Origin of the sequence: Luteitalea sp. TBR-22, from assembly GCF_016865485.1 — a bacterium.
Taxonomy (GTDB): Bacteria; Acidobacteriota; Vicinamibacteria; order Vicinamibacterales; family Vicinamibacteraceae; genus Luteitalea.
The window spans coordinates 3,170,914-3,191,081 of record NZ_AP024452.1 but is presented as its reverse complement, the minus strand read 5'-3'; the positions used below and the strand labels follow the sequence as shown (position 1 = coordinate 3,191,081).

At 72.5% G+C, this 20,168-nt stretch carries 18 protein-coding genes; 9 read left to right on the top strand and 9 right to left on the bottom strand.

Translation table 11 applies throughout. The features are described 5' to 3' along the window. Positions 1–67: 67 nt before the first annotated feature. A complete protein-coding gene (locus TBR22_RS13135) occupies positions 68–475 on the bottom strand; it encodes a hypothetical protein (RefSeq protein WP_239493446.1) in 408 nt (135 codons plus the stop codon). On the opposite strand from TBR22_RS13135, the gene TBR22_RS13130 reads away from it, so the two are divergent. Then, positions 474–791 (top strand): hypothetical protein, encoded by a 318-nt coding sequence (locus TBR22_RS13130; protein WP_239493445.1) that lies wholly within the window; start codon positions 474–476, stop codon positions 789–791. The two genes, TBR22_RS13135 and TBR22_RS13130, sit on opposite strands and share 2 nt — an antisense overlap. On the opposite strand, the gene TBR22_RS13125 is transcribed toward TBR22_RS13130, so the two are convergent. Beyond that, positions 772–3,342: a hypothetical protein gene (locus TBR22_RS13125; RefSeq protein ID WP_239493444.1), complete on the bottom strand. Its 2,571-nt coding sequence runs from the start codon at positions 3,340–3,342 to the stop codon at positions 772–774. The two genes, TBR22_RS13130 and TBR22_RS13125, sit on opposite strands and share 20 nt — an antisense overlap. 62 nt (positions 3,343–3,404) lie before the next feature. On the opposite strand from TBR22_RS13125, the gene TBR22_RS13120 reads away from it, so the two are divergent. The 3 genes from TBR22_RS13120 to TBR22_RS13110 are packed head-to-tail and all read left to right on the top strand — an operon-like array spanning position 3,405 to position 7,623. Next, on the top strand, positions 3,405–4,922 hold the full coding sequence (locus tag TBR22_RS13120) for a hypothetical protein (protein ID WP_239493443.1): 1,518 nt from the start codon (positions 3,405–3,407) through the stop codon (positions 4,920–4,922). 26 nt (positions 4,923–4,948) lie between these two features. Further along, on the top strand, positions 4,949–7,168 hold the full coding sequence (locus tag TBR22_RS13115) for a UbiA family prenyltransferase (RefSeq protein WP_239493442.1): 2,220 nt from the start codon (positions 4,949–4,951) through the stop codon (positions 7,166–7,168). After that, complete coding sequence (locus tag TBR22_RS13110) at positions 7,165–7,623, top strand: FKBP-type peptidyl-prolyl cis-trans isomerase (protein ID WP_239493441.1); 459 nt, start codon at positions 7,165–7,167, stop codon at positions 7,621–7,623. Before TBR22_RS13115 ends, TBR22_RS13110 begins: the two co-directional genes overlap by 4 nt. Here the strand turns inward: TBR22_RS13110 and TBR22_RS13105 are convergent. The 3 genes from TBR22_RS13105 to TBR22_RS13095 are packed head-to-tail and all read right to left on the bottom strand — an operon-like array spanning position 7,616 to position 10,973. Beyond that, the gene (locus TBR22_RS13105) at positions 7,616–8,575 is read right to left on the bottom strand and encodes an amidohydrolase family protein (protein ID WP_239493440.1); all 960 of its coding nucleotides are present in this window, start codon (positions 8,573–8,575) and stop codon (positions 7,616–7,618) included. The two genes, TBR22_RS13110 and TBR22_RS13105, sit on opposite strands and share 8 nt — an antisense overlap. Continuing rightward, positions 8,572–9,606, bottom strand: coding sequence for a 1-aminocyclopropane-1-carboxylate deaminase/D-cysteine desulfhydrase (locus TBR22_RS13100; protein WP_239493439.1), 1,035 nt, complete (start codon positions 9,604–9,606; stop codon positions 8,572–8,574). Before TBR22_RS13100 ends, TBR22_RS13105 begins: the two co-directional genes overlap by 4 nt. After that, positions 9,603–10,973, bottom strand: coding sequence for an MATE family efflux transporter (locus tag TBR22_RS13095; RefSeq protein WP_239493438.1), 1,371 nt, complete (start codon positions 10,971–10,973; stop codon positions 9,603–9,605). Before TBR22_RS13095 ends, TBR22_RS13100 begins: the two co-directional genes overlap by 4 nt. 103 nt (positions 10,974–11,076) lie before the next feature. Here TBR22_RS13095 and TBR22_RS13090 point away from each other — a divergent pair, with 103 nt between their 5' ends. Then, a complete protein-coding gene (locus TBR22_RS13090; protein WP_370651520.1) occupies positions 11,077–12,054 on the top strand; it encodes an NAD(P)H-quinone oxidoreductase in 978 nt (325 codons plus the stop codon). Between the two features lie 2 nt (positions 12,055–12,056). On the opposite strand, the gene TBR22_RS26715 is transcribed toward TBR22_RS13090, so the two are convergent. Continuing rightward, positions 12,057–12,182: a hypothetical protein gene (locus TBR22_RS26715; RefSeq protein ID WP_255665374.1), complete on the bottom strand. Its 126-nt coding sequence runs from the start codon at positions 12,180–12,182 to the stop codon at positions 12,057–12,059. 50 nt (positions 12,183–12,232) lie between these two features. After that, complete coding sequence (locus tag TBR22_RS13085) at positions 12,233–13,234, bottom strand: DUF72 domain-containing protein (protein WP_239493436.1); 1,002 nt, start codon at positions 13,232–13,234, stop codon at positions 12,233–12,235. A 114-nt stretch (positions 13,235–13,348) separates the two neighbouring features. Here TBR22_RS13085 and TBR22_RS13080 point away from each other — a divergent pair, with 114 nt between their 5' ends. Next, a complete protein-coding gene (locus TBR22_RS13080) occupies positions 13,349–14,179 on the top strand; it encodes an alpha/beta fold hydrolase (protein ID WP_239493435.1) in 831 nt (276 codons plus the stop codon). Between the two features lie 101 nt (positions 14,180–14,280). On the opposite strand, the gene TBR22_RS13075 is transcribed toward TBR22_RS13080, so the two are convergent. Further along, on the bottom strand, positions 14,281–15,852 hold the full coding sequence (locus TBR22_RS13075; protein ID WP_239493434.1) for an ABC transporter substrate-binding protein: 1,572 nt from the start codon (positions 15,850–15,852) through the stop codon (positions 14,281–14,283). Next, complete coding sequence (mutS, locus tag TBR22_RS13070) at positions 15,849–18,449, bottom strand: DNA mismatch repair protein MutS (RefSeq protein ID WP_370651519.1); 2,601 nt, start codon at positions 18,447–18,449, stop codon at positions 15,849–15,851. The genes TBR22_RS13075 and mutS overlap by 4 nt, the downstream gene beginning before the upstream one ends. A 121-nt stretch (positions 18,450–18,570) precedes the next feature. On the opposite strand from mutS, the gene tsaB reads away from it, so the two are divergent. From tsaB to TBR22_RS13055, 3 genes are all read left to right on the top strand, one after another. Then, a complete protein-coding gene (tsaB, locus tag TBR22_RS13065) occupies positions 18,571–19,290 on the top strand; it encodes a tRNA (adenosine(37)-N6)-threonylcarbamoyltransferase complex dimerization subunit type 1 TsaB (RefSeq protein ID WP_239493432.1) in 720 nt (239 codons plus the stop codon). Then, on the top strand, positions 19,287–19,808 hold the full coding sequence (gene rimI, locus TBR22_RS13060; RefSeq protein ID WP_239493431.1) for a ribosomal protein S18-alanine N-acetyltransferase: 522 nt from the start codon (positions 19,287–19,289) through the stop codon (positions 19,806–19,808). The genes tsaB and rimI overlap by 4 nt, the downstream gene beginning before the upstream one ends. 74 nt (positions 19,809–19,882) lie before the next feature. Continuing rightward, positions 19,883–20,140 (top strand): YdcH family protein, encoded by a 258-nt coding sequence (locus TBR22_RS13055; protein WP_239493430.1) that lies wholly within the window; start codon positions 19,883–19,885, stop codon positions 20,138–20,140. Positions 20,141–20,168: the final 28 nt, after the last annotated feature.

The window sequence follows — 20,168 nt, the reverse complement described above, 5'->3', positions numbered from 1 at the left end:
AGGGCGCAGCGCCCGGGAAAGCGGGGATGCTACCGTGCAGGGCCGCACCGGGCAAGCTCGTTCCGTGTCAGTCGGGCGTCCCGCGCGCGTCATCCTGCGTCATCTGGGCGGCGACGATGACCACCAGCGCGGCGCCGGCATAGCCGAACCACGCGACGAGGCCGTCGCCGGGCGCGCGACTGTTCGGCAGCGCGCCGCTCGCCAGCACCAGCGCCAGCGTGACAAGATCGGCCGCAGCCCAGACCAGCGCCGGGCGGAGCACGTGCGCCGAGCGGTGCCACAGCTGGCGGCCGACGAGGATCCCGACCACGACGACCAGCACGCGCGCCGCGACCAGCCCGAGGGCCGCCGCACCCAGGCCGTCGGGCACGCGCGCCAGCAGTCGGGTGAGCGTGGATGCCAGTTCGAGGGGCGCGATCGCCACCAACCACGCCGTGGCGACGGCGCGCAGGGCGAGACGGAGCAGACTACCCATGTTGCGACTTGTGGAACGGCTGTTCGGCGAAGGGCGGCTGCACGACGCGCGGGCGGAGGCATCGCCGACGCCGGTGGCCTTCGAGCTCGACGTCTATCGCGACTGGTACGTCGAGGGAGCGGATCTCCTCCCGGGGGCGTGGGTGATCGAAGGTCATGTCCTCGCCGCTCCCGAGGTGCTGGCGGCCTGGACGGGCCGCGGCGATCCGTTCAGCCTGCACCTCGACGATGGCCGGCAACTCGCGGTCTTCATCCTCGACGGCGAGGGCCGCGTCGTCAACGTGGAGGGCACGAGCTTCACGACGTCGGCCCGATGAGACGCAACTGACGGATCAGGACACCCAGCGGACGACCGTCGGTGGCCGGACGGGCCACCTGCGGCACTTCGATCGACAGCACGTCGAGCTCGGGCGCGAGGAGCGCCGCAGGCACGGTGATGCGCCCGGCCCCTCGCCAGTCGTCCCGGAGCATCTGGCCGTTGACGCGGAGCGTGATCGGCTGCGCACCGCCACCGACGTCGGCGCCGATGGCGTCGAGGGCGAGCACGAGGTCGCGCGTCGCCCTGGCGCGGAAGGTCGCGGTGGCGACGGGGCGCGCGGTCCACTGGAACGTGACGCCCCGGTTGCGCTCGGCAGTATGCCACCCGTCGCGGGTCGCCACCGGCACTTCGAACGCCGTGTCGTCGTCGACGAGGCCGGACGGCCCGTCGAGCACCCGGGCCCCGTCGGGCATCGCGCAGACCTCGGCATGCTCGGGACGCGTGCTGGCGGAGGCGAGCCTGACCCACCAACGGGCCGGCGCGGTACCCGCACTGATCGCCGCGTGCCCCTGCAACTGCCGCGTGGAAGGGTGCAGGGCGATGCGCGTCATGTAGCGCTCCTGCCCGAGCGTGCCCTGCGGCACGGCATCGGCGCGCACGGCCTCGAGCAGGCGCGCCGCGTCGGCAGGCACCTGTCGGTCGAAAGTCGCGGACGACCACGCAGGACGCAGCGGCTCCAGCGGCAGTCCGCGTACCCCCGGTTCCGGCAGGTCCCGTGAGGCGACGTACAGCAGGGCAGGGGTCGCCGCCGATGCGCCGGCCAGCGGCACGCTCACGCGCGGGTGAGCGGTGAGCGTCGTCCAGGTCGCGCCTGCCGGGACGCAGACGGGGGTGCCCGTCACGCGGGCCTGTCGCCACATGGCGTGCGTGCCGAGTGCGATCGGCAGGCCGGCGCGCGGGGCGGCGGTCGTCCGCAACGCGACGTCCTGCGCGCGGTCGAGCACGACGAGGGCCGCGTGGCGGCTGCTGGCCAGGCGGGTGGGCGGGCTGTCGGCCGCGGCCTCGCCGCCGGTCGCGGTCGCCGACCAGGGGGCGAGGAGCGCCTGTCCGCCGACCAGCGTGCCCTCGACGAGCGAGAGGTCGACGCCGCCGTTGCCGTGCCGCGACTCGGCGCCGGCGCCGACCCGCGCGATGAGGCCGACGGCATCGCGCGCACCGATTGCGGCGCGCGGCAGGCCGACCCGTTCGAGGGCACGCAATCCCTGGGCGCCGGCATAGGGCAACGTGCCCGGCGAGATGCCGAACACGACCCACGCGCCATCCCGCGTGTCGGCGAGCAGGGCGGCGAGCGGCGCGTGCAGCGGCGCGTCGTCGGCCAGGAACCCGAGGCCCTGCACGCGCTCGATCAGCGAACCGCGCGCCAGCACCTCGCGACCGGAGGCCACGCACCGGGCCAGCGTATCGGGCGAGGCCGGGATCGTCTCGTCTCCGGAGAGCCGGGCGCGGCGCGTCATCGCCTCGTCGTCGGCGGCCACCAGGCCGCCGTGCGGCCGAGTCGCCAAGGCTCGCGCGATCGCCGGCGACGCCGAGCGCCAGGGCGCGGGCGCGACCACGGCGTGACGAAGCACCGGAATCGCGACCACCGCCAGCGCCAGGCACGCGGTCGCCGGGGCACGGTGGCGCGAGGCGCGCTGGGCCAGCCCGGACAGACCGAGGGCCAGCCAGGGCAGGGTCCAGGGCACGAGCAGCGCCGCCACCCTGGCCGGTGGGACCAGGCCGCTCATCGTGCAGCCGAGGCCGATGGCCAGCGCCACGACGGTCGCACGGCGCAGCCGTGGCGGGACGGAAGGACCGAACAGGCCGACGGCCGCCAGGGCGAGGCCGAACGCATGCAGGTCGTCGCGCCAGAGGCCGAGGGTGCGCTGCAGTGCCCACCACGCCGAGACGTCGACCAGTTCACCCGGACGGAGCACGTCGCCGAGCACGCGCCACGCCTGTCCGGCGGGAAGGCAGGAGACCGTGTCCCAGGCCTGGTGCAGTTGCCACGTGCGCAGAGCGGTGGCGGCCCCAGTCAGCACGACGGCCGCGACGAGGCGATGCCGCCATGGGGCCTCGGCCAGGAGGATCGCCGGCACGACGAGCCAGGCCGCCGATGGCGCCAGGGCGAGCGTCACGACGACCACGAGTCCGGGCAACCAGCGGCGGTCGGGGCGTGCCACCGACAGCACCGCCAGGCCGACCACGAGCACGGCCCGCGCGTCGAGTCCGGGTGCGGCCGTGCTCCAGGTCGAGCGGAGGAAGACCGCCGACGCAGCGACGGCCAGCGCGATGGCCACCGGCACGTCGAGGGTGCCGAGGGTCGCCAGCGCGACCAGTGCCACGCCCACGAGCAGGGCGAGCGAGGCGGCAGGCAGATCGGGCGAGATCGCCGACACGGCGTTCACGCGATCGATGGCGCGGGTGGCCAACGACAGGGCATCCACCTGAATGGACCACGGCCACTCCGCTTCCGGCCATGGCTGCGGTTGACGGCCGTCGAGGAGCCAGAGGGCCGCGATGACCAGGACGAGCAGGAGCAGGGAGACCCACGGGCGCGATCGCACCCGCATCAGAGGCGAGGAAGCGGACACTGGAAACCGTCGGTATAGTAGACCGGCCGCCCGGCGCTCGCATGTCCACCCGCCCCGAGACCACACCAGACACCCTGCGCCTGTCGACCGCGTGGCCATGGCTGGTGGCGGTGGTGGTGCTCGTGCTCGTCCGTTCGTGGCCCTACGCGTGGTGGCCCACCATCGCCTTCGATGCCGACCAGGCCGTCGTCGGCCTGATGGCCAAGCACATCGCCGAGTTCCGAGCCGCGCCGGTCTACCAGTACGCGCTGCCCTATGTGTTGATGGTCACCGCGTACGTCACGGCACCCTTCATGTGGGTGCTCGGCGCCACGCCGTTCGCGCTGAAGCTGCCGTTGGTCCTGATGAACGTGGCCGTCGCGCTGCTGCTCGTCGGCGCGATCATGCGGGCCGGCATCCGTCCGGGGTGGGCCGCGGTGCTGGCGACGCCGTCGATCGTGCCATCCGGCGTCGCGAGCGCCGGGTTGATGGACGCGCTCGGCATGACGGTCGAGCCGAACCTCTTCGTGCTGCTGTTGTGGTGGCTGCGGCCCGCGCCCATCGCCTTCGGCCTCGTCGCGGCCGTCGGCTTCCACGTGCGGGAGTTCGTGGCCTACGGCGTCGCCGCGGTGGTGGCCGTCGATCTCGTGAGGGGCGCCCTGCTGACCAGGGAAGGGCGAGCGCACTGGGTCGCGGTGGGACTGTCGGCGCTGGGCACGAGCGGGCTGATCGCGGGCTGGGCGCGCTTTGCCGCAACACGGGGCCCCGGCACCTGGCTGGGTGAGGACGGCGCGAGCAACCTCGGCACGCTCGGCAACGCGTTCTGCTTCGTGCCCGGCCAGGCGGTTCGCAACGTCGTCGAGCTCGGTGCGTCATACCTCGGCCTGCTGTGGGGCGCCGTCCCGGCGCCGTTGTCGGACGCCGCGGTCCACACGACGGTGCGACAGGGCCTGCCGTGGGCGTGGCTGGTCCTCGGGCTCCTGATGGTGGCGGCCTGCGCGCGCGTGGTGCTGGGGCTCGGCCGGCTGTGGGGCCGGCGAGACGAGGAACCGGTGACGCTCGGGCTGTTCCTGTGTCTCGTCGGCGCACAGGCCGTGCTGGTCTACGCGGTCAGCCGCTGCGGTTCCGTCACGGTGATCACGATCCGGTACGCCCTGCTCGGCGTCTTCCTGCCCACCGGGCTCGCGTTGTTGCTGTGGAGCTGCGGTGTCGGGCGCGCATGGCGTCAGGCGGCAGGCGCGACGTTGCTGGCGCTGGCCGCCCTCAACGTCTGGCCCCACGTGCAGCTCTGGCGAGAGCAGCTGCGGACCCCCTCGATTTCCAATCGGGAGTTGCTCGGGCCAGCCCTGGAGGCCCGCGGGCTGCGCTACGCCCGGTCGGATTACTGGACCGCCTACTACGTATCGTTCATCACGCAGGAACGCGTCATCGTCGGCGCCGACACGCTGTCGCGCATCGACGAGTACGAGCGCACGCTCGCCCGGCATGCGCCGGAGGTGGTACGCATCGGCACCAGGCCGTGCGGCGCGTCCGCGGCGATCGTCCCCGGCTACTTCGTCTGTCGCACCAACGTCCCGTGAACGAGCCACGACCTCCTGCATCGTCCGTGTCGGCCCGAGTGCGCGCCTACGTGGACATCGCGCGTCCCGACCACTGGTTCAAGAACGGCTTCATGCTGCTCGGCGTCGTGCTCGCGGTCTCGTACCAGCCGGGCGTCCTCGCTGGAGCCGCCTGGGGCCGGCTGGCGCTGGCCGTGCTCGCCACGTGCCTGGTGGCCTCGAGCAACTACGTCCTCAACGAGATCCTCGACGCCCCGAGCGACCGGCACCACCCCCTGAAGCGATCGCGGCCGATCCCGTCGGGGCGCGTGTGGCTGCCGATCGCGTGGGCGGAGTGGATCGGGTTGGCGGTGGTGGCCCTCTCGCTCGCCTGGAGCCTCAATCGCCCGTTCTTCTGGTCGGCGCTGTGGTTGTGGGTGATGGGCGTGCTCTACAACGTGCCGCCCATCCGCACGAAGGAGTGGCCGTACCTCGACGTCCTCAGCGAGTCGGTGAACAACCCGATCCGCCTGCTGCTCGGATGGTTCGCGCTCGTCGAGACGGTGGTGCCGCCCGTGTCGCTGGGCATCGCGTACTGGATGGCGGGAGCGTTCCTGATGGCGGTGAAGCGGTACGCCGAGTACCGGCACATCGGCAATCGGGAGGTGGCCGGCGCGTATCGCCGATCCTTCCGGCACTACACCGAGGAGCGGCTGCTGGTGTCGATCCTCTTCTACGCGGTCGTCGGCGCCGTCTTCGGCGGCGTGTTCCTCGTGCGTTACCACGTGGAACTGATCTTCACCACGCCGTTGATTGCCGGGCTGTTCGCGTACTACCTGCACCTCGGCACGCTTGCCGACAGCCCGGCGCAGCGCCCGGAGCGCCTGTACCGACACCGCGGGTTCATGGCCTACCTCGGGGTCAGCCTGGCGGCCTTCTGCCTGTTGCTGTTCACGAAGATGCCGGGGCTGTACACCTGGCTCGACGTGGAACCGTCGTCGATGCGGGCGCTCTGGCACCTGGGCGCGCACCCATCGCCGACCTACTCCGAGATGACCACCATGGACGAAGTCGCGCACGCCTACGTGCGCCTCGTACTGGCGCTCGGCGTCCACGACGCCGATGCCGTCGACGCGTACTACGGCCCCGCCGATCTGCAGGCGCAAGCCAGGACCGAGGCGCGGCCGCTCGACGCGATCGCGCGCGACGTCGCCGGACTGCGGGCGGCGCTGGACGCGCAGCCGCCGCCGGACCTCCCCGATGCCGCATGGCGACTCGGGATGCTCAAGGCGCAGGCGCGTGCGCTGGCCACGCGCGTCGCGATGACGGCCGGCCAGCGACTGCCCTTCGATCAGGAGTCGGCCGCGCTCTACGACGCCGTGGCGCCGACGCACGGCGCCGAGCACTTCGACGGGCTGATCGAGACCCTGGCTCGCGAACTCCCGGGTGAGGGCGACGTCCTGTCCCGGTACGAGTCGTTCAGGCGCGGCTTCGTCATCCCACCCGACAAGGTCGATGCCGTGTTCCGCGCGGCCATCGCCGCCTGCCGCGGCCGCACGCGGGCGCACGTCGCCTTGCCGGCCGGCGAGTCCTTCACCCTGGAGTACGTGAAGGGCAAGCCGTGGTCGGGCTACAACTGGTACAAGGGCGACTTCACGAGCGTGATCCAGGTGAACACCGACCTGCCGATCTTCATCGATCGCGCGCTCGACCTGGCGTGCCACGAGGGGTACCCGGGGCACCACGTGTACAACGTGCTCATCGAACAGCACCTCGTGCGGACGCGCGGCTGGATCGAGTGGTCGGTCTATCCGCTGTTCTCGCCGCAGAGCCTGATCGCGGAAGGCACCGCCAACTTCGGCATCGATGTGGCGTTCCCCGACGCCGAGCGGCTCGCCTTCGAGCGCGAAGTGCTGTTCCCGCTCGCGGGTCTCGACCCGGCGCAGGCGGCGCGCTACCACGAGGTGCAGCGTCTCGCCCGGCGCCTGTCGTACGCGGGCAACGAGGCGGCGCGGCGTTACCTCGACGGCACGATGACCCGCGAGCAGGCCGTCGCCTGGCTCCAACGCTATGCCCTCATGGGGCACGAGCGCGCCGAGCAGCGGATTCGCTTCTTCGACACGTACCGGAGCTACGTGATCAACTACAACCTCGGTCAGGACCTGGTCGAAGGGTACGTGACGGCGCAGGGCGGGGGCGCCGACGATCCGGCGCGACGGTGGAACGTGTTCCTCGACCTCTTGCGCCAGCCCCGGCTGCCGAGCGCCCTCGCGGGAGGCACGCGATGACTCGCCGTCATGCCCTGGCGTGCGCCGCGCTGGCCGCGTGGGTGTCGGGATGCGGCGCGCCGGCCGCGCAGTACACGCCGGAGCAGGCGGCGCGTGCCCGGACCACGCTGGAGACGGTGCAGGTGCGCGACGTGAAGGCGGGCACGGGCGAGCCCGCCGAGCAGGGCCGACGCCTGATCGTGCACTACGAAGGCTGGCTCTACGACAGCGCCACGGCCGACCACCGAGGGCAGCGCTTCGACGGCTCACGGCCATCGGGACGTCCGTTCGACTTCGTGCTCGGCGCCGGACAGGTCATCCCCGGATGGGAGCGCGGCGTGTCGGGCATGAAGGAAGGCGGCATCCGCCAGCTCGTCATCCCGTCGCGCCTGGCCTACGGCGCCGACGGATCGTCGCCGGTCATCCCGCCCGACGCCACGCTCGTGTTCGAGATCGAGCTGATCGACGTCAGGTAGTCCGCGTCCGCGGGAACAGCCGGTCGAAGTTGCCGCCGAAGATGGCCTGCCGGTCGGCATCGGCCACCGCCATGTCGTCGAGGACCCCGAGCTGCACGTCGCGGATCGCCGCGTGCCAGCCCCGCGGGAAGAAGGACGAGTCGGTGCCGAACAGCAGGCGTTCCGGTCCGAGGACGGCGAGCGCCTGCGTGAACACGTGCCGGAGCGTGAGGCCCGGGTTGTACTTCATCCAGGCGTTGGTCGACGAGGTGTCCACCAGCACGTTCGGGCACGTGTCGCCGAGCATCAGCAGCTCACGGAAGAACCCCGCGCCGAAGTGCGGCACGAGGATCGGCAGCGAGGGGTGCCGCAACGCGAGTCCCTGCAACTCCAGCGGATTGCCGAAACGCGCCTCGAAGGCGCTCGGCAGGCCCAGCTTCTTGCGGATGCCCACCGTCAGCACGCCGCAGTGCACGAACAGCGCCGCGCCGGGTGTCGCGGCGAGCTGGTCGACCAGCCCCAGCACCCGAGGATCGGACGGCAGGTAGCCGTGCATCGCGGGGAACAGGCACACGACGCGCATGCCGGGCTGCGAGAGGGCCCACGTCGCGCGCGTCAGGGCCCCCTCCTGCGTCGGGTCCAGCATGAAGGCGCCGACGAACCGGTCGGGATGCCGCGCCACCGCCCGCGCCACCTGCTCCTCCTCGCCGGGGACGCTGCCGATCAGCATCGCGCGCCCGACGCCCGCGGAGGTGAGCGCCTCCGCCCAGCGATCGGCCAGGGCCTCCGACGAGCCGGGGTGATCCCAGCCGACCAGCCGCGTCACCTCGAGGCCGGGCGCCTCGCCGGGCAGGGCCTTCTGGCGCCCGAGCACGTCGAAGAACCGCGGCGAGAAGAAGTGACAGTGGACGTCGTTGACGCGCAGCGGCACGTCGCCGGTGGCGCCCAGGCCGGGGGGCGGAAGCGTGGTCATGACGGGGACTCCTGGTGCGTCGCGGCCGCCGTCGTCGGCAGGCCGCCGGTGTGGATGAACAGGACGCGCGAGCCGCGGCGCAGGCGGCCGTCGCGGGCCATGGCGAACATCTCCGCCGCAGCCTTGGCCGTGTACGTCGGGTCGAGCAGGTAGCCCTCTTCGCGGGCCAGACGACGCAGCGCATCCTGGCTGGCGCCGGTGGGCAAGCCGTACCCCGGCTCGCGCTCGGGCCGGATCCACTCGCAGCGGGCCGGCGACGCGGCCAGCTCGATCGGCCAGCGGTACACGTCGATGGCCGCCTGCACGAGGTCGTTGGGGGAGGCGGCGTCGAAGCGCGCCATCGCGGCGCGCGACGACACGGCGACCGCGCGCACCGTGGCCCGGATGCCGGCCAGCGCGAGGCCCGCATACAGGCCCGCCGACGTCGAGCCGGTCCCGTAGGCGACCACCACCTCGTCGAACGGCCACTCGCCATCGAGCTGGTCGAGCAACTCGAGGATGGCCGAGGCGTACCCGGGCACCGAGGACGGCATGGTGGCCCCCGGCGGGATCCAGCAGCCCCCGGTCTCCGCCACCAGGCGCGCCGAGAGCTGCTGCGCCGCGGCCAGGTCGCCCCGGGACGGATCGGCCGTGTCCATCGGCGTGACGTGGACGTGCGCCCCGAACAGATGCGTCAGCGCAAGGTTGCCGGTCGGCGTGTCGGGCGCGCGGCCGCCGAGCACCACGTGGCAGTCGAGGCCGAGGCGACGCGCGGCCGCCGCCGTCATCATCGTGTGGTTCGAGGTGACCGGCCCGGCTGTGACCACCGAGCGGGCGCCCGCCGCCCGTGCGCTGCCCAGCACGAACTCCAGCTTGCGCGCCTTGTTGCCACCCATCGCGAGGCCGCTGCACTCGTCGCGCTTCATCCAGAGCTCGACACCCAGTGCCGCGCCCAGGCGTTCCAGGCGCACCAGTGGCGTCGGCCAGGTGCCGAGGGACACGCGGGGCAACGGCGCCAGGGCCGCGCGCAAGCGCTCGACATGGACCGTCATGAGGTGGCGTGCTCCGTCGCGGGAAATCGCCGCAGCATCTCCCCGATCCGCACGCGCCACAGCACCAGCAGCGCCGTGCCCACCATGAACAGCGAGACCGCCAGCCCCAGCCACAGGCCGATCACGCCCTGCCCGCCGCGGAAGCAGAGCCACCAGGCCAACGGCAACCCCGTGACCCAGTAGCCGACCAGGCTGACCAGCATCGGCACGCGCGTCTCGCCGAGGCCGCGCAGCGCCCCCGTCGTGGCCACCTGCAGGCCGTCGAACAACTGGAACGTCGCGGCCACGCCGAGCAGTTGCGAGCCGATCGCGATGACGGCGGCCTCGCGGGTGTACAGGCCGATGATCGCCGCCGGCGCCAGGAAGAACGCCGCCGCCGACGAGGTCATGAACGTCAGCACGAGGACGATCGCCGCCCATCCGGCGCGCCGCGCCGCAGGGCCGTCGCGCCGTCCCACGTGCTGCCCGACCAGCACGGCGGCGGCCGCCGACACGCCCAGCGGCACCATGAAGACGACGCTCGCGACGTTCAGGGCGATGTGGTGCGCCGCCTGCATCGGCGGCGTCAACTGCCCGGCCAGCGTCGTCACGGCGCTGAACACCCCGACCTCGAAGGTGAGGTGTGCGGCGGCCGGCAGGCCGAGGGCGAGCAGGCGCCGCAGGCGCGCGACCGGCAGCCGCCACGACACGTGCGTCGCGGCGGCGCCGCGATGCGCCTGCCACGTCACCCACGCGAGCACGGTGACCATGTACAGCCTGGAGACCACCGTCGCCCAGGCGGCGCCGCGGACCCCGAGCGCCGGCATCGGGCCGATGCCGTAGATCAGCAGCCAGTTCACCACCACGTTCACGAGGTTGGCCGTGGCCAGCGTGAAGGCGATCACGCCGACCCGCGAGAGGGCCTGCAGGTAGCGGCGGAGCGCTGCGTAGAGCAGCAACGGCGGCAGGCTCGTCGCCACGATGGGAAAGTAGGCGCGCACGTGCGGCAGCACGTCGGGGTGGAACCCCATGCGGGGCAAGGCCCACCACACCAGCCAGAGCAGCGCGGCCAGCGGTGGCGTCGACAGGACCGCCAGCCACACGCCCGACACCAGCCATCGGTCGCACTCCTGCCGGTCGCCGGCCCCGAACGCCTGCGACACCACCGTGTCGAGCCCGAGCAGCAGGCCCATCCCGAAGATGCCGATCGCGATGAACAGGGTGCTGCCGATCCCCGTCCCGCTGAGGGCTGCCGCCCCGAGCGGGCCGACCATCAGCGTGTCGACGACGCCCATTGCCATCCAGCCCAACTCGGCGGCGATGACCGGGACGGCCAGTCGGAACATCGGCTGTACCGCGTCCCGCAGGAAGGAGCCGCGCGGAGACATCCGCCCATCATAGCGGGCGACCGCTCGGCGCCGCTCGGCGGCCGGCAGGCTCGGCATCGGCGCGCGCCCGACATATGCTGCGGACATGTCCATCCCCGCCCGCATGCCAGCGGTCGAGATTCGCGAGTTCGGAGGTCCCGAGGTCCTCACGCTCGTCGACCGTCCCGTCCCGGTGCCCGGCCCGGGCGAAGTCCTCATCCACGTCGCCGCCGCCGGCGTCAACAGGCCGGACGTCTTCCAACGCAAGGGCGCCTATGCGCCGCCGCCCGGCACCTCGGACCTGCCGGGCCTCGAAGTGGCCGGCACCATCGTCGCCCGCGGCGCAGACGTGTCGCGGTGGCAGGACGGTGACCAGGTGTGCGCGCTCCTGGCTGGCGGTGGCTATGCGGGCTACGTCGTCGCTCCGGCCGGGCAGTGCCTGCCGCGGCCGGCCGGCCTTTCGATGGTCGAGGCAGCAGCGGTTCCGGAGACGTTCTTCACGGTCTGGACCAACGTGTTCGAACGCGGCGCCCTCCGACCGGGCGAGTCCTTGCTGGTGCATGGTGGGACGAGTGGCATCGGCACCACGGCCATCCAGTTGGCGGTCCGCCACGGGGCGACCGTGCTGGCCACCGCGGGCTCACCGGCCAAGTGCGCGGCCTGCGAGTCGCTCGGCGCGGCGCGCGCGTTCGACTATCGGCAGGTGGACTTCGTCGAGGCCGTCAGGGAGGCCACCGGCGGCCGCGGGGTCGACGTGATCCTCGACATGGTCGGCGGCGAGTACGTGGGGCGGAACCTGTCGGTGCTGGCCGACGATGGCCGTCTCGTGCAGATTGCCTTGCTGCAGGGCGCGAAGGCGACGATCGATGTCGGCGTGATCATGCGGCGCCGGCTGACGTTCACCGGGTCGACGTTGCGACCCCGTCCGGTCGCGGAGAAGGCCAGGTTGGCGGCGGCGCTCGAACAGCACGTGTGGCCGTGGCTGGAAGCGGGTGCCGTACGCCCGCAGATCTTCCGGACGTTCCCGCTGGCCGAGGCCGCCGCGGCGCACGCGCTGATGGAGTCGAGCGCGCACATCGGGAAGATCGTCCTGACGGCCTGATGTCAGCCCATCCCGCCGATGATGGCGCCGACCATGGCCGCCGCGGCCAGCAGGCGCGCGAGACGGTACCACGGCAGGGGGTCGGGAACGTCGGCGGTGAGCAGGGGCGCGGAACTCGGCAGCGGCATGACGAAGGCTCCTTCCCACGCTACGGAAGGACGCGCCCGGAGGTTCCCGCTCACAGTTCCAGCGCCGCCACGACCTGCTCGGCGATCGCCCGGATGGTGAGCGGGGCGGAACCCTCGGCCTTGTTGTTCACCAGCACGTAGACCGGCTGCTGGCGGCCGGCAGCGTCGGTGATCAGCCGGGTCACGTCGCGGCGCAACCTGTCGTCCTGCTCCACGACTCGGTTGAAGGGGCGGAAGGCGTCGCGCCGCGCCTCGTAGCGGGTGCCGGGGCGCAGGAGCAGCCGCACGACCATGAACGGGGCGGCGGCGACGTCCACCAGGCCCGCCTGCTCGCCGGGGAACGGCATCGCCGACCAGTAGTTGAGCACGTGCGCGGCGCCACACTGGCGCAGCACCGCGCCGTACTCGGGCGTCAGCAGGCGCCGATCGCGCAACTCCACCGACATCGGCAGGCTGCGGGGCAGCGCGTCGAGGAAGTGGCCGAGCTTGTCGGCGAAGGCGTGCGGCTCAAGGCGCGCATCGGGGGGGACGGGCGGGATCTCCAGCACGAACGGGCCGACGTGCCGCGCGAAGTGGAGCAACGCGGGCTCGACGACATCGGCCAGGAACCCTTCGGGGGACAGGAAGTCGGGATTGAGGACGGCGGCGCTGTCGTGACCGGTCCCGGGCAGGACCGGCGAGGCGTACATCGCCGGCACCTTCGCGCAGCAGGGGAAGCCTGGCGGCAACTGGCTCGCGTAGCGCCGCAGGTCCTCGGCCGTCAACGGCGCGTAGTAGCTGCGGTCGATGCCCACGGTGCCGAACAGCGGGTACCGCGCGTATTCGCGCAGGCCCTCGCGGGCGAGCTCGGCCTGCGTGCGCGGGCGGCGGTAGACGAGGCCCGCCCACCCGGGGAAGCTCCAACTGCTCGTGCCGAACCGGACGCCGGGAGGTATGCGGGCGCCGAGGTCCTTGATCTCGGCTGGCCAGTCAGCCTCCGACTCGGCACTGCCGTCGGCGCGGGACGGCGCGGGGGGCGTCAGGTCGAACAGGGAGAGTTGATCGTCGGGCACGGGGCAGGAGCGTTGGCGACGGGCTGAGGCGGCAGGCCACCGACCCCCGTCGGCCCGTCGGGGCAGGCGGGGCATGGACTCGTGCGGTGCGCCGTTCAAGGATACCGTGTAGCCATGAGTGTCGTGTCGCCCATGGTCGCGAAGCGGGTCGGGAGCGATGCCCCCGGCACCCGGCAACTGCTGATGCTCCACGGCATCTACGGACGCGGCCGGAACTGGCTGGCGGTCGCCCGGACGCTGGTCGAACGGCGTCCGGACTGGTGCTGCTGGCTGGCCGACATGCGGCATCACGGCGATGCCCATCCAGGACCGGAGTGCGGCACGCTCGACGCGCTGGCCGGCGACATCACCACGTGGGGAACGCCGCTGGGCGTCGTGCCCGACGCCGTGCTGGGACACTCCTTCGGCGGCAAGGTGGCGCTCGCGTACGCCGCCCGCGAGGCGCGTCGTCCGCTGCAGACCTGGGTCATCGACTCGACGCCCGAGGCCAAGCCGCCCTCGGGCAGTGCCTGGGACATGCTCGGGATCGTCAGGCGCCTGCCTCAGCAGTTCCGCTCACGGCAGGAGGCGATCGCGGGCATCGAGACTGGCGGCTTCAGCACCGAGGTCGCGCAGTGGATGTCGACGAACCTGGTGCACGAGGCCGACGCGTTCCGCTGGAAACTCGACTTCGACGTGATGGAGCAGTTGCTCCACGAGTTCTTCCGCACGTCGCTCTGGCCGGTGCTCGACCCCGGCGCGCCAGGGCACGACATCCACGTGCTCAAGGCCACGCAGTCGTCGGTGATCTCGGCCGAGGCCGTGGCGCGCATGGAGCGCCTGCAGGGGGCGGCGGCCGACGGGCGCGCCCGGGTCCACGTGCATCACCGCGAGGGCGGTCACTGGATCCACGCCGAGTCGCCCGGTGTCGTCGTCGATCTGCTGGCGGAGTGGTTGCCGCGCTGAGCGGATCGGCAGTCGGTCGACCTGAAGGTCGACCGCCACGAATCGATCAGTTCGTAGGCGTCGACATTCATGTCGACGCGCGAGGATGTCGGACGGACCGTTCAGCGCACCTTCTCGACGTTGCGCAGCGTCGCGAAGCTCGCCTGCGGCGTCAGGTGCACGCCGCGGACCCACGGCTGCGCCACCGCGACGTTCACCTTCGTCCACAGGCTCACGTACGGCGCCGCCGCGTGGATGCGGCGCTGCACCTCGAGGTACTGCGCCTTGCGCGTCACCGGGTCGGGGTTGGTGGTTGCCGTGTCGATCAGGGTGTCGACCGCGGGGTCGCTGAAGAAGCCGCGATTGAAGCCCGCCGGCGGCATCTGCGCCGAGTGGAACACGCGCCGCAGCATGTCCGGGTCGGTCACTCCCACCCACTGCAGCGTGAACAGCTGGAAACGCCCCTTCAGCACGTCGGCGTACAGCGTCGCGAACTCCTGCGTGCGGACGTCGACGGCGACGCCGACCCGGGCGAGGTCCTGCTGCAGGACGGCGGCCTGCAACCGCACGAACTCGGCGGTCGAGGTCTTGAGCGTCAGGCGCAGGCGCGGACGCGGACCCGGGCCGTCAGGGTCGGGGTAGCCAGCCGCGTCGAGCAGTCGGCCGGCCTCGGCCGGGTCATACGGCACCGGCCGCAGGTCGATCGGATGGGCCCACGACATCGGCGGGATGATGCCGGTCGCGGGGACGGCCAGGCCGCGCCGGAGGTGGGCGATGATGGCGTTCGTGTCGACGGCCAGGCCGAGGGCCCGTCGCACCCGCACGTCCTGCAGCACGGGGTCGCGGAGGTTCATGCCGACGTACGCGTAGTCGAGGCCGGGCGCGGTCACCACCTGCAGTCGGTCCTCGCGCTCGAGGGCCCGGGCGATGTCGGGGGCGATGTCGTTGACGACCAGGTCGATCGACCCGGTGCGCAGTTCGAGGCCGCGCATCGTGTCGTCGGGGATGACGCGCAGCACGATGCCGCCGTTGCGTGGCGCGCCCTCGAAGTACTCGCGGTACGGCGCTAGTTCCACGCGGTCTTCGGCCTGCATGCGCACGAAGCGGTACGGCCCCGCGCCGATCCGCGCCGGCGCGCCGGCGGGAGTGCCCTCCGGCACGATCCCCATCACGAGATTGACGGGGAACGACGCGAACGGCTCCTTCAGGCGGAACACCACCGTGCGCGGGTCCTCGACGTCCACCGCCTGCAGTTGCGCATAGGCGCCCTTGCGCGGCGAGAGGAAACCCTTGTCGAGGAAGCTGCGAAACGTGTAGGCGACGTCGGCGGCATCGAGCGCCGACCCGTCGTGGAAGCGCACGCCGTCGCGCAGGTGCGCCACGTAGGTGGTGGCGTCACGCATCTCGAGCCGCTCGGCGACCTCGGGCACCACCTGCAACTGGTCGTCGAGGCGCACCAGCGACGCGTAGACCAACTGGTGGACGCGCTGGCTCGCCTCGTCGCTGCCGACGCGTGGGTCGAGGTTGGTCGGGCCGACGGCGATGCCGACGATCACGGCATCGGTCTGACGGGCCGACCGGTCGCGGCATCCGGCGACGCCTGCCGCGAGCAGCGCCAGCAGCAGCGCCGCGTGAGCCGAGAGACGCCGTGCCGGTGCCCGGTGCCCGGAGCCCGGTGCCCGGCCCATCTTCATGCCTCCGCCTCGTCCTTCAACTCCGCCAACAGCGTCAGCGCCTGCAGCGGCGTCAGGGCGTTGACGTCGATCTCGCGCAGCCGGTCGCGCAGTCGATCGTCGGGCGGCGCCTGGAACAGCCCGAGCTGCTGCTGCGGGCCCTCGCGCGTCGCGGCCCCGGCGATGGTCGGTCGCCCGCCGCGCGCCAGTTCGTCCTGCTCGAGGCCGCTGAGAATCTCGCGGGCCCGGCGGATCACGCTGCCGGGGAGGCCGGCGAGGCGGGCGACCTGGATGCCGTAACTGCGATCGGAACGCCCCGGCACGACCTTGCGGAGGAACACGATCTGGTCCTGCCACTCGCGGACCAGCAGGTGGGCGTTGGCCACGCCCGGCAGCGCGTCGGCCAGGTCCGTCAGTTCGTGGTAGTGCGTGGCGAACAGGGTCTTCGGACGCGCCTTCGGGTTGGTCGCCAGGTGCTCGGCCACCGCCCAGGCGATGCTCAGGCCGTCGAAGGTGGACGTGCCCCGTCCGATCTCGTCGAGCACCACCAGGCTGCGCGAGGTCGCGGTGTTGAGGATGCTGGCCGTCTCCTGCATCTCCACCATGAACGTCGACTGGCCGCGGGCGATGTTGTCGGCGGCGCCGACCCGCGCGTAGATGCGGTCGACCACCGGCAGCTTGGCCTGTCGCGCCGGCACGAACGACCCGGCCTGCGCCATCAGGCAGAGCAGCGCGGTCTGCCGCAGGTAGGTGCTCTTGCCGCCCATGTTCGGGCCGGTGATGACCAGCAGCTGCTGCGTCGTGCCGTCGAGCGAGAGGTCGTTGGGCACGAACGCCTCGCGGGTCATCGTCTCGACCACCGGGTGCCGGCCCTCGACCACCGACAGGTCGTCGCCCTCGTGGAGGTGCGGCTTGGAGTAGTTCCGACGGGCCGCCACGTCGGCAAACGCCGCCAGCACGTCGAGCGTCGCCAGGGCGGTGGCGGTGGCCTGCAGGGCGGTGGCGTGGGCCGCCACCTCCTTGCGCAGCGACTCGAAGAGCGCCAGCTCGAGGGTGATCAGGTGCTCGTCGGCGTGCAGCACCTGCTCCTCGAACGCCTTCAGCCCGGGCGTGATGAAGCGCTCGCCACCGGCAATCGTCTGCTTGCGGATGTAGTCGGCCGGCACCGCGTGGAGGTTCGACTTGCTGACCTCGATGTAGTAGCCGAAGACGCGGTTGAAGCGGATCTTCAGCGACGCGATGCCCGTGCGCTGGCGCTCGGCCTCCTCCATCGCGGAGATGTCGCTCTTTCCGCTGCGGCTCAGGGAGCGCAGTCGGTCGATCTCGGGGTCGGCGCCGTCGCGGATCACGTCGCCGTCGCGGGCCAGCATCGGCGGCTCGTCGGCCAGCGTCGCGGCGATGCGTCCCCGCAACGCCGGCAGGTCGTCGAGTGCGGCCGACAGCTGCGCCAGCAGCGGTGCCTGCAGGCCGGCGAGGCCATCGCGCAGGCCCGGCACGGCGTCGAGCGAGCGGGCCAGGGCCACCAGGTCGCGCGGCCCGGCCGTGCCGAGCGCGGCGCGGGCGACCAGTCGCTGCACGTCGTACACCTGCCGCAGCGTCTCGCGGATCTGCCCGCGTTCCACCGCGCGAAAGGCCAGATCCTCCACGGCATCGAGCCGGTCGCGGATCGCGTCGAGCGCGACGAGCGGCTTGGTCAGCCAGGCGCGCAGCAGCCGCGCCCCCATCGCCGTGACCGTCTCGTCGAGCACGCCGAGCAGGGACACCTGCCGGTCGCCCTCGGTCGAGGCCAGCACCTCGAGGTGGCGCAGCGTCGTGGCGTCGATGATCAGCCCATCGCGCGTCTCGCGGTACGCCACGCTGCGGACGTGCGTGAGGTCGGCCTTCTGCGTGTCGCGCAGGTACTGCACGAGCGCGCCGGCGGCGCCGATCGCGCAGGGATGGCCGTCGAGACCGAAGCCGGTGAGCCCCGACGTCTGCAGCTGCTCGGTGAGGGCGCGCTGCGCGGCGTCGAGGCCGAACTGCCAGCCGTCGCGCCGGGTGATGGCCGGCAACGGCGTGCCGTCGGTGCGCAGCGGCTCGATGTCGGCCTCGCTGGGCAGCAGCAGCTCGCGCGGCGCCAGCACCCCGAGCTCCTCGCGCAGCAGGGCCGCCGCGTCGGGGCCGTCGAACTCGGTGGCCGCGAACTCGCCGGTCGACAACTCCGCCCAGGCGACGCCCCAGGTCGTGCCGCCCCGGGCCGGCGGCAGAATCGCCGCGAGCAGCGCCGGGGCGCGCGCGTCGAGGTACGCCGCGTCGGTCAGGGTGCCGGGCGTGACCACGCGGGTGACCTCGCGCTTGACCAGGCCCTTGGCGGTCTTCGGATCCTCGACCTGGTCGCAGATGGCGACGCTGAAGCCCTGGCGGATCAGCCGCGTGACGTAGCCGTCGGCCGCGTGGAAGGGCACGCCGCACATCGGGATGCCGGTGCCGGCGGCATCCTTGGAGCGCGAGGTGAGCGTCAGCTCGAGCGCCCGCGCGGCGACGACGGCGTCCTCGTAGAACACCTCGTAGAAGTCGCCCATGCGGAAGAACAGCAGGGCGTCGGGATGCTGGCGCTTGGCGTCCTGGTACTGGCGCATCGCCGGCGTCAGGGAGGCGGGCGGTGCTGTCAGGATGGAGTGGGACACGGAGGCGGAGGTCCGCTGCCCGGAGGCGCGGCCGTAGAATGAGCGGGGCCGTGAGGACCGCGGCCAGTCTAGCATGCTGGTTCTCGCCCTCGACTCCTCCACCCGCGCCGGCAGTCTCGCGCTCGCCAGGGACGGCCACCTCCTCGAGGCCCGCGCCGGTGACTCCGCCGTCCGGCACGCCGCGCGGTTGCCAGGCGACCTCACGGACCTCCTCGCCGACCACGGCTGCACCCTGGCCGATGTCGACCTGCTCGCGGTCGTCGTCGGACCGGGCGGCTTCACGGGACTGCGCGTCGGGCTGGCGACGGTGCAGGGTCTGGCCGTTGCGCTCGAGCGACCGGTGTTTGCCGCCACGAGCCTGGACCTGCTGGGCGAGGCCGGCGCCGCCCGGGCCGGCGGCGCCCCCTGGGTCGGCGCGTGGATGCACGGGATGCGCGGCGAGGTGTTCACGGCCCTGTACGCGATTGGCGACGACGGCCCACGCCCGGTGGTCGAGCCGTTCGTGGGCACCCCGGAGGAGGCCGCCGCCACCTGGCAGGTGGCCACCGACGGCGACATCGTCGTGCTGGGCGACGCCTGGCCGGCGATGGCGGCGCCGCTCGAGCTGGCGTTGGGCTCCCGCCTTCGTCCGGTCACCGCGCCCCTGCTGGCGGCCGTGCTCGCCGAGGCGGCCATGCGGCGGCCCGGTGAGGCCGTGGGTCCCGCCGCGCTCAGGCCCGCCTACGTGCGACGGCCCGACGCGGTGATCACGCGGGAGCGCGCCGGCCTGCCCGTCGGCGGTGACGTGACGTGATCGGCCTGGCCATCCACGAAGCCGGCCCGGAGGCCAGCACGGAGGTGGCGGCGCTCGAGGCCTCGAGTTTCGACGTGCCCTGGTCGGTCGATGCGGTGCGGGCGCTGCTGCAGGACGGGCTCACGCGGGCGTGGATCGCGGCGGCGGGCGGCCGGCCGCGCGGGGCGGCGATCCTGCGGGTGGTCGCAGGCGAGGGCGAGTTGCTGCGCATCGTCGTGCACCCCGACGACCGGCGTCACGGCGTCGGACGGGCGCTCTTGCGGGCCGTCCTGTCAGTGGCGGCTGACGCATGTCCGCTCGGCGTGCACCTCGAGGTCCGGGCCTCCAACGTCGCGGCCCGCCACCTGTACGCCCGTCAGGGGTTCGTCGATCACGGGCGTCGTCGCGACTACTATCAGGCGCCGCGCGAGGACGCCGTGTTGATGCATTGGCGCCCCGCCGCGAGGCCTTCTGGAGCGGATGGGCTGGACGGGGAAAACCTCACGCCCGGGGCCGAGAATTCCGCGTTGCGGGGCTGATCGGACGGTGGTAGAGTGCCCCTTGAACCCGGGGGAAGACCCTGAACGGTTCCCCCGCCAGCAAGGAGGCAGCAATGCCCGATGCGCAGGATCTGAAGGAGCAACTGCTCCGGACCGACGCGGAGTATCGCGAGCTCTACCGACTCCACCACGAGCTGGACGAGCAGATTCGGTCCATGTCCACCAACCCGCACCTGTCCGAGAGCGAGCAGCTCGAGGAAGTCCGCCTCAAGAAGCGCAAGCTCCAGCTCAAGGATCGGATGGAGGACATCGTCCGACGATACGAGGCCCCGCCGCCCACCGGTCCGGCCCCCAGCTTCGCCCACGCCTAGCGCGGGCGGACGATAGATTCGGTCCTCT